The sequence below is a fragment of the Aromatoleum sp. genome (genome assembly GCF_036675785.1).
In the GTDB taxonomy this organism is placed as follows: domain Bacteria; phylum Pseudomonadota; class Gammaproteobacteria; order Burkholderiales; family Rhodocyclaceae; genus Aromatoleum.
Map to the genome: position 1 here is coordinate 1 of NZ_JAKFEF010000035.1, position 9,197 is coordinate 9,197.

Here is a 9,197-nt window from a genome sequence, read left to right on the forward strand (position 1 = left end):
GTGAGCAGCGCGTAGCGCCCGCGGTCGAGCGCGCGCGCGAGCTGCGGCGGCAGCCGGCGCCGGCGCACGCCGAGCACTCCGCCGAGCCGCGCGGCGAACTCCTGCAGCGCGCCGAACGGGCACAGCCAGCCGCAGAACGTACCGCGCCCCCAGAACACGAAGCTCACCAGCGTGAAGGCGATGACGAGAAGCGACACCGGGTCGTACAGGAAGCTGCCGAGCCCCTGCCCCGCGGCCAGCATCTTCACCGCGCCCGTGAGCTGCACGATCGACAACTGCCCCTGCGCATACCAGCCGAGGTAGCCGAGCGTGAAGGCAAGGAACGCGAGCCGGAACCCGCGCAGCCGGCGCGGCGAGACGCTGACCCAGCGCGGGCGCGCGAGCACCGCGGCGAGCAGCCCGAGCGCAGCGCCGATGACCGCGAGCTCGGCACGACGCGCTTGCCAAGCAAGCAGCCATTCCGGCGGCGGCGACGGCGGCCGCGCGAGCCACGTCTCGGGCGCCTGGTACGGGAGCGCGATCTCGCGCCGCGTGATTTCCGGCAGGATCGCGCCGCGCTGGCGCACCAGCGTCAGCGTGAAATCCTGCGCGCTGCCGGGGTCGATGCCGGCGAGCGGCGCGGCCTTGAGCACGAGCGCGGCGTTCAGCGGCGGCGCGCCCGGAGGCGCGGGCGGATCGAGATCGGCGTCGCGCAGTTCGAAAGGCACGCCGCCCTGCCGCAGCGCGAGCCGCGCCGGCGCGGTGCCGCGCACGAAATCCTCGTCGAGAAGCGAGCCGCGCCCCGCGGTGGCGACCCACCACGCCTGCTGGCCCGGTTCGAGCGCGCGCCGCAGCTCGTCGAAGCCCGCGTCGCCGAGGATCGCGCGGCCGATGCTCGGCGCGTTGAGCCACGCGACGTAGAGCTCGACGAAATCGTCGTCGGGCACCGCGAGCGCCTCGGCATCGAGCCCGGCCGCGGCGCTGTCGGCGAAGAGCGCCTCCGCCTCGCGATTCGAGACACGCCGCCGCGCGATCGCGCCGCTGTCGAGCAATTCGTCGAAGCTGCGGCGCTCGTAGTGGTCGTCGCGCGCGGTGGCGGCAGGGCCGGCGGTCGCCGCGGCCGCGAACCCGAGCCGCGCCCGCGCGACCGCGACCGCCGCGGCGAGCACCGTCTGATTGACGATGCGCACCGACGCGGTCGCCTTCGTCACGCCGTCGAGCACGGTCTGCCCGCCGCCGCTCCCCGCGCCCGATTGCCCGTAGCGGGTCGACACCGTGATCGGGTCGCGCAGGTTGCGGCCCGCATACTGGCCGACGAATTCGTGCAGCGGGGCCTCGCCGAGCCCGCCGACGAACACCGGCTCGTGCTGGCTCACGACCTCGACGCTGATGAAGTTGCCGCGCGCATCGACGGCGATCAGCAGGTTGATCGGCGTGCCTTCGAAGCCCGGAATCGGCGCGACGTCGACCGACTCGAAGACCCAGCCGACCGGACCGTCGTCGGGCGCGAGTTCGCTGCTGATCGGCCAGGCCGGCACGTCGGCCGCCTTGTCGCCGACCCGCAGCGGCCGCGCGAAGCGCCGTTCGAGATCGGCGCGGGCCAGCTCGCCGCCGGCCGAAGGCGCCGGCAGAAGCGCGCAGACGAGCGCAATCAGCGCCACGCCGCGCCCGCCGACGCAGCTGCGCGCGAGAGCGGTCGCGGCGCGCAGGCCCCGGCGCCAGCCGGTCACAGCGCGATCAGTCCGCTACGCACCGCGATCAGCGCGAGTTCGGCGGCGTTGGCCGCGTTGAGCTTCTGCTTGATGTGATAGAGGTGAGTGCCGACCGTGCTGGCGCTGAGCTTGTGCGTGCTGGCGACCTGGTTCACCGAGCGGCCTTGCGCGAGCTGCAGGAAGACCGCGAATTCGCGCTCGGTCAACGCTTCGGCGGGATCGCCGCCGCCGAACCGGGCGAGCGCGAGCCGCGGCGCGAGTTCCGGATCGATGTAGCGCTGGCCGCGCGCGACCTGTGCGACGGCGCGGACGAGCTCCTGCGGCTGCGCCCGTTTGGACAGGTAGCCGGCGGCACCGGCCCGCAGCGCGCGCAGCGGAATCTGCGCGTCGTCGTGCGCGGACAGCATCAGCACGCGCGCATCCGGGGTATGCGCGAGCAGGCGTTCGAGCGCCGCGAGGCCGCCGATGCCCGGCATCGACACATCCATCAGCAGCGCGTCCGGCTGCAGCCGCGCGAACTCGGCGAGCGCGGCTTCGCCGCTCGCGGCCTCGCCGACGACCTCGGCGCCGGCGCCTTCGAGCAGCATCCGGAACCCCATGCGGACGACGGCGTGGTCGTCGGCGAGCACGAGCCGGAGGTTTTCAAGCGTACAGACCATCGGAGCTCTCCTGGAAGGACGGGGTTCGCGGCAGGCGGGCGCGGACGCGCAGACCGCCGCCGGGGGGCGTGTCGAGGTGGAGTTCGCCGTGCAGTTCGGCGACGCGCTCGCGCATCCCGGCGAGGCCGAAGCGCCCGCGTCCGGGTTCCTGCGCGAGACCGCGCCCGTTGTCGCGCACGTCGAGCGCGATCGCGTCGCCGTCGAAGCGAAGGCGCACCTCGACGTCGGACGCTTGCGAGTGGCGGGCGACGTTGGTGAGACTTTCCTGCAGCAGCCGCAGCACCGCGACGCTCGTCGCCTCGCCCGCCGGCATGTCGGGATGGACCGCGTCGCAGTCGATGCGGATGTGCGGGTGATGGCTCGACCACTGCCGGCAGTAGTCGGCGACGGCAACGTCGAGGCCGCCGTCGCCCGCGGCGCTCGCGGGACGCAGGCGCTGCAGGATCGCGCGCACGCCGTCCTGCATCTGCCCGGTCATCGCGAGAATCGCCTGCGCGGGACCGTGAAGGTGCGGCGCGTCGTCGCAGCGCTGCAGGATCGCGCCGGACAACGCGCGCACGGCGGCGATGCCCTGCCCGAGTTCGTCGTGGAGTTCGCGCGCGATCAGCCGCCGCTCCTCGGTGAGCCGCTCGCGCAGCGCGTTCGCGAAAGCCTGATCCTGTTCGAGCCGGACGTTGCGCGCTTCGGAGTCGTCGAGCCGCTCGGCGAGCCGGTTGTAACTGGCCGCGAGACGGTCGAGTTCGGCGACGCGATAGCTCGGCAGGCGCCGGTCGAAATGGCCTTCCGCGCCGCGAGCGAGCGCCGCGTCGATCTGCCCGAGGGGGGCGAGGGCGTGGTCGAGCGCCACGCGCGCCGCTAACGCGACCAGCAACAGCGCCGCGCCCGCCCAGCCGAGACCGGCGACGACATCGTCCCACGTGTCGAGGGCCGCGCGCGACGTGTCCGGACGCAGCACCAGTTGACGGTCGCCGGCATCGAAGCGCCGCAGCGGCAGCGCGGGCGAGACGAGGTCCGAGAACCAGCCGGGCGCGAATCGCCCGGCTTTGTAGGTCGGCTCGGGCGAGACATAGAGCGGCTCCCCCAGTGGACCGAGGACTTCCAGCTGGTTCGCGCGCAGGCGGCCGACCGCACGCAGGTGGGCCATCAGCCGGCGCGGTCCGTCGGCCTCGTCGCGCAGCGTCTCGGCCACCAGCACGTTGAGCCACTGCTCGGCGACGCGGCTCGCCGCCTCGACTTCCTCGCCGATCGCGCGGCGCGTCTCCCCGACCCACCATAGCGTCGCGAGCGCCGAGACCAGCACGAGCGCCCCGCCGAGCACGAGGCCGACGCGCGCGCGCAGCCCGAAGGCCCGGCCGCTCATCGATTCACTCCGCGGTGTTTCGCGCGCGATTGCATCATGTCTCCTCCGGGGCGATAGCGCCGCCCTCGCTTGTTTGTCGCCGATCTATCGCAATGCGTATGCCACCCGCGGCATCGCGGCGGTTGGCGCTGCTCCCACCACGCGGCTGCTCCGAAATGGAACAGTTGCTGACAATCGGTACAGACGATCGCGACACCTCTTCGCGAAATTCGCGAGTTCATGCCGGTCCCCGCATGGCACAACCCTTGCAAAAGCCCGACAAACCCCTGCGTTTCCGGCGCATTGCGGGTTCGAACAAGACGATCAGAACGATCAAAACCGAAAGGAGGAGTTATGGAGCAGATCGGGAAGCGCGCACGCCTGCAAGGCGCCCTCAGCGTGCTGGCGCTCGCCGTCGCGGGCCTAGGCAACGTTCAGGCGAAGGATGTCACCGATGCGGACATCCTCAACGACGAGACCATCACGACGCAGGTCGTCACCTACGGTCTCGGGACGAAGGGCCAGCGTTTCAGCCCGCTGACCCAGATCAACACCTCGACGGTCAAGGATCTCGTGCCGGTCTGGTCGTTCTCGTTCGGCGGCGAAAAGCAGCGCGGCCAGCAGGCGCAGCCGATCGTCCATGACGGAAAGCTGTTCGTCACGGCCTCCTACAGCCGCATCTTCGCGCTCGACGTGAAGACCGGTGCGAAGCTGTGGAAGTACGAGCACCGCCTGCCCGACGGCATCATGCCGTGCTGCGACGTGATCAACCGCGGCGCCGCGATCTACGGCGACCTCGTGATCTTCGGCACGCTCGACGCGCAGCTCATCGCGCTGAACAAGGACACCGGCAAGGTCGTCTGGAAGGAGAAGATCGAGGACTACAAGGCCGGCTACTCCTTCACCGCCGCGCCGCAGATCGTCAAGGGCATGGTCATCACCGGCAACTCCGGTGGCGAGTTCGGCATCGTCGGCCGCGTCGATGCGCGCGACGCGAAGACCGGCAAGCTGGTGTGGACGCGCCCGGTCGTCGAAGGCCACATGGGCTACAAGTACGACAAGGACGGCAAGCAGGTCGAGAACGGCATCTCCGGCACGACCAACGCGACCTGGCCCGGCGACCTGTGGAAGACCGGGGGCGCGGCGCCGTGGCTGTCGGCGTACTACGACGCGGACGTCAACCTGATCTTCATCGGTACCGGCAACCCGGCGCCGTGGAACAGCTGGCTGCGCCCGGGCGATAACCTGTACTCGTCATCGACGGTCGCGATCAACCCCGACACAGGCAAGATCGTCTGGCACTACCAGACGACGCCGCACGACGGCTGGGATTACGACGGCGTCAATGAATTCGTCGCGTTCGACTACAAGGACCCGAAGAACGGCAAGACCATCAAGGCCGGCGGCAAGGCCGACCGCAACGGCTTCTTCTTCGTCAATGACCGCACCAACGGCAAGCTCCTCAACGCGTTCCCGTTCGTGAAGCGCATCGACTGGGCGAAAGGGATCGACCTGAAGACCGGCCGCCCGATCTACGACGACGCGAAGCGCCCCGGCAACCCCTTCACCGAAGGCGGCGGTGACGGCAAGAAGGGCGAAGTCGTGCTCAACGCGCCGTCCTTTCTCGGCGGCAAGAACCAGATGCCGATGGCGTACAGCCCGAAGACCGGCTACTTCTACGTGCCGGCCAACGAATGGGCGATGGACATCTGGAACGAGCCGGTGTCGTACAAGCGCGGCGCGGCCTACCTCGGCGCCGGCTTCACGATCAAGCCGCTCAACGAGGACTACATCGGCGCGCTGCGCGCGGTCGATCCGGTCAGCGGCAAGATCGTCTGGGAAGTGAAGAACAACGCCCCGCTGTGGGGCGGCGTGCTGACGACCGGCGGCAACCTCGTGTTCTATGGCACGCCGGAAGGCTATCTGAAGGCGGTGGACGCGACGACCGGCGCCGAAATCTGGCAGTTCCAGACCGGCTCCGGGATCATCGCGCCGCCGATCACCTGGGACGACAACGGCGAACAGTACGTCGCCGTCGTGTCCGGCTGGGGCGGCGCAGTGCCGCTGTGGGGCGGCGACGTCGCCAAGCGCGTGAACTTCCTCGAACAGGGCGGTTCGGTGTGGGTATTCAAGCTGCACAAATCCTGATCGCGCCGGCGTGCGGCGAAGCGACGCGCCGCACGCCTCTGCGCCCTTAATTTCCCCTCGACCACTCCCTTCCGCCTCCCTCGCCGCGGCCGTCCGGCCCGACGACCGCCGCCCTGAAATCCTGCAACGAGGAACTCAAGTGAAGACACCGATCCTGAAACCGCTTCTCGCCGTCGCGCTCGCGGGCCTCGCGACGCAGGCCGCCCTCGCCACCGACCGGGCGACGCCGCGCGAGGCGCGCGTGTTGTTCGAGCAGGCGGTGAAGTACATGGAAGCCAACGGCCCGGAGCGCGCCTTTGCCGCGTTCAACGACCGCAACGGCCAGTTCGTGCGCAAGGATCTCTACGTGTTCGTCATCGACGACAAGGGGGTCTACCAGGCGAGCGGCGCCGCGCCCGAGGCCCTCGTCGGCCTGACCGTGCTCAACACCACCGACGCCGCCGGCAACCCGCTGTTCCGCGAGATGATCGACACCACGCGCGCGACGCAGGAAGGCACGGTGCGCTACATGTGGCTCAACCGGATGACGAACAAGGTCGAGCCGAAGGTCAGCCAGGTGCGCAAGGTCGGCCAGTACGTCGTCGGCGTCGGCTATTCCGCGCCGCGCGCGAGCGCCGACGACGCGAAGGCGATGCTCGCGCGGGCGGTCGAGCTGGCCCGCACCGAGGGCCCGGCAGAGGCGATCAACGCGTTCAACGACCGCCGCGGACCGTTCGTTCGCGACGACCTGTACGTGTTCATGGTCAACCTCGACAGCGGGCGCTTCGAGGCGATGGGCATGAACCCGTCGCTCGCCGACACCGACGCACGCGGGCTCGTCGACGCCGAAGGCCACGCGCTGGTCGCCGAGATGATCGACAAGCTGAAGAACGCCGACGAGGCGACGGTGGACTACGTGTGGCGCAACCCGGTCACCAACCGCGTCGAGAAGAAGCGATCCTACGTGCGCCGCGAAGGCGGCTCACTGATCGGCGTCGGCCACTATCTCGAGTAAGGGCCTCCGGAGATTTTCGGCATGGCGCGGCAAGCGGCGTATTTCGTCGGACGGAAGCTCGGGCACCTGTTGGCGGTGATCGTCGCGCTGGCGTTCGCCGCGCCGCCGGCGGGCGCCTGGACGAGTTCGAGCAGCGCCTTCGGCGTGGACATCCGGATTGAAGGCGACGGCTGGGGCAGTGCCACGCGCGAGGAAGTCGAAACCCTGCTCCAGGCCGTCGCCGACGAACTGATCGACGGCCCGAACCCGGTCTTCGCGCATCCGATCGTCGTCACGCAGGGCGGCGACGCCCCGGTCGCGCTGTTCGAACCCGGTCCGGCCGGCGAGCCCCGCATCCGCATTTCGGCGCGCGACCGGGCGTGGGCGCAGTACGCGTACCAGTTTGGTCACGAGCTGTGTCATGTGATGGCCGGCCACACCGTGCACGCGAGCGACCCCGCCCGCCGGCGCCATCAGTGGTTCGAAGAAGCGCTGTGCGAAGCGGCCGGCCTGTACGCGCTGCGCAGCATGGCCGCGCGCTGGCGCGACGACGCGCCCTATCCGGCCTGGGAGGACTACGCACCGATGCTCACCGCCTACGCGGAGCGGCTCCTCGCCGAGCCGCACCGCCGGCTTCCGGCCGGCGAGTCGCCGGCACACTGGCTGAGCACGCGCCTGCAAGCGCTGAGCGACGACCCGTACCGGCGCGCGGACAACGAGGTGCTCGCGAACCTGTTGCTGCAGCGCTTCGAAGCGTCGCCGGAACATTGGGCCGCGCTCTATGCGCTCAATCGCGATGACGCCTCTGGGGTACGCGACGTCGGCCACTACCTGCGGCAATGGCGCGAGCACGTGCCGGCCGAACACCGCGCGTTCGTCGCGGAGCTCGCCGCTTTGTTCGGATTCGGCGAAGCGGACCCGCGCGAACCACCAGCGCTCGGGCCGCTCGCGGCCTCCCCCCCCGCCACGCCCGACAGCTGAAATACGGCAAGCCGAGAGCTGCGACGGTTCGGTGAAACCCTTCCGGATCGCGGCGACCGCGACGCTCGAACCGGGAAAGGCCGTCGCCGGCCGCTCGGTTTCAGTGGAACCCTTCCGGATCGCGCTCGGCGATCGCGTTGCGCAGGCGGATTTCGATCGCGAGGCGCTCGACGTAGCGATCGAGATCGCGATCGCCGACCGCGCTCGACCGCGGCCCTTCTTCGCCTGGCCGGTCCCCCGGACGCCCGAAGACCCCGGCTTCCTGCTTGAGTTCCCTGCCCTCTTCGATCGCCTTCGCCTGTGCGTCGAAGTCGCTGTCGTCGACCGCCGTCGGGGCAGCGACCGCCAGCGGTGCGGCAAACAGCGCCGAGGTGATGAGCGCAAGCGCTTTCAATCGGCTGTTCATGTCCGTCTCCCGGATCGGTCCGCTCCCTGCAAGTGCCGGCGGCATTTCTGTGCCGCGCGTCCACACTCCAAATATAGGCCCGCAACTCCACGTCCGCACGGACGGATTGGCGTAGGTCGGCGTGCGCCGCGGGCGAAGGCCGACGCGGAAGGCGCCGGAAGCCGCGGATGTCGGACGTCGCTGCGCTCAGTCCGACCTACGTTCGGCGTCGCACCGACGGGCAGGTTCGGCGAGGATTTCGTCGCGGAATTCGGCGGGAATGTCGTCGGGGGACAGTTGCGCGGCCTCGTCGCCGATCAAGGCGAGGGTCAGGCGCAGCTGGTTCCGCAGCTCGCGCACGTTGCCGGGCCAGCGGTACCGCCGCAGCAGCGCGAGCGTGTCCGAAGCGACGTGGAGCGGCCGCTCGGGCGCCGCCTCGCGGACCAGCTGCCGCACGAGCGCGTCGAAATCCGTGCGCTCGCGCACCGGGGGCAGACTCAGGACGCGCCCGCCGCTGGCTTCGAAACCGCTCGCGTGAAAGCGTCCCGCGCGCTGCAGTTCCGCGACCGGGGCGCGCGGCGCGCCGATGACGCGCGCCCGCGGGCCGTCGCCGGCGTTGAAGAGCCGCGCCTGCAGCGGGATCGGCAACGCGTCGATGTCCACGAGAACGAGGATGCCGTCGCCCGCCCGCGTCCATGCGAGATCGAGCGCCTCCTCGCCTGCGGTGCCCGCGGGCAGCGTGCCGCAGTCGAGGCCGACCAGCGGGGCGTCGGGGCGGTGGTCGGCATGGAACGCCCGCGCGAGGTAGGCCTTGCCGGTGCCCATCTCGCCCTCGAAGAGCAGCGGCGCGTTGCCGGCCGCGCACTCCCTGAGCGTCGCGACCGCCTCCGCGACGCGCGCGTCGCCGAGGACCATCGCGCCGAGTTGTGAAGCATCGCGCCGCGCGGGGGCCGGCCGCGCGCCCCCGCCGTCGCCGTGGCGCGGTCGCCTGCGCCCGGTGCGAGCGATGAACGTGCGCCCG

Annotated in this window: 8 protein-coding genes; 3 read left to right on the top strand and 5 right to left on the bottom strand. The window is 70.7% G+C overall.

Annotated features, from left to right (window positions below; genetic code table 11):
- The 3 genes from V6M37_RS09240 to V6M37_RS09250 form a co-directional block, all read right to left on the bottom strand.
- On the bottom strand, window positions 1–1,709 hold a 1,709-nt coding region (locus V6M37_RS09240), incomplete at its 3' end, for a 4Fe-4S binding protein (protein WP_332672553.1).
- Window positions 1,706–2,350 carry a response regulator transcription factor gene (locus V6M37_RS09245; protein ID WP_332672555.1) on the bottom strand — a complete coding sequence of 215 codons (645 nt, stop codon included), beginning with the start codon at window positions 2,348–2,350 and terminating at the stop codon, window positions 1,706–1,708. The genes V6M37_RS09240 and V6M37_RS09245, both read right to left, overlap by 4 nt.
- Window positions 2,334–3,710 carry a sensor histidine kinase gene (locus tag V6M37_RS09250; RefSeq protein ID WP_332672557.1) on the bottom strand — a complete coding sequence of 459 codons (1,377 nt, stop codon included), beginning with the start codon at window positions 3,708–3,710 and terminating at the stop codon, window positions 2,334–2,336. The genes V6M37_RS09245 and V6M37_RS09250 overlap by 17 nt, the downstream gene beginning before the upstream one ends.
- Before the next feature lie 333 nt (window positions 3,711–4,043).
- Between V6M37_RS09250 and V6M37_RS09255 the strand changes: the two genes are divergently transcribed.
- From V6M37_RS09255 to V6M37_RS09265, 3 genes are all read left to right on the top strand, one after another.
- On the top strand, window positions 4,044–5,837 hold the full coding sequence (locus V6M37_RS09255; RefSeq protein WP_332672559.1) for a methanol/ethanol family PQQ-dependent dehydrogenase: 1,794 nt from the start codon (window positions 4,044–4,046) through the stop codon (window positions 5,835–5,837).
- Between the two features lie 139 nt (window positions 5,838–5,976).
- A complete protein-coding gene (locus V6M37_RS09260; RefSeq protein WP_332672560.1) occupies window positions 5,977–6,831 on the top strand; it encodes a cache domain-containing protein in 855 nt (284 codons plus the stop codon).
- Window positions 6,832–6,852: 21 nt separating this feature from the next.
- Window positions 6,853–7,791 (top strand): hypothetical protein, encoded by a 939-nt coding sequence (locus tag V6M37_RS09265; protein ID WP_332672561.1) that lies wholly within the window; start codon window positions 6,853–6,855, stop codon window positions 7,789–7,791.
- Between the two features lie 100 nt (window positions 7,792–7,891).
- On the opposite strand, the gene V6M37_RS09270 is transcribed toward V6M37_RS09265, so the two are convergent.
- Window positions 7,892–8,197 (bottom strand): hypothetical protein, encoded by a 306-nt coding sequence (locus V6M37_RS09270; RefSeq protein ID WP_332672563.1) that lies wholly within the window; start codon window positions 8,195–8,197, stop codon window positions 7,892–7,894.
- Between the two features lie 186 nt (window positions 8,198–8,383).
- Window positions 8,384–9,197: sigma 54-interacting transcriptional regulator (locus tag V6M37_RS09275; RefSeq protein WP_332672565.1), on the bottom strand; the 814-nt coding region annotated here is incomplete at its 5' end.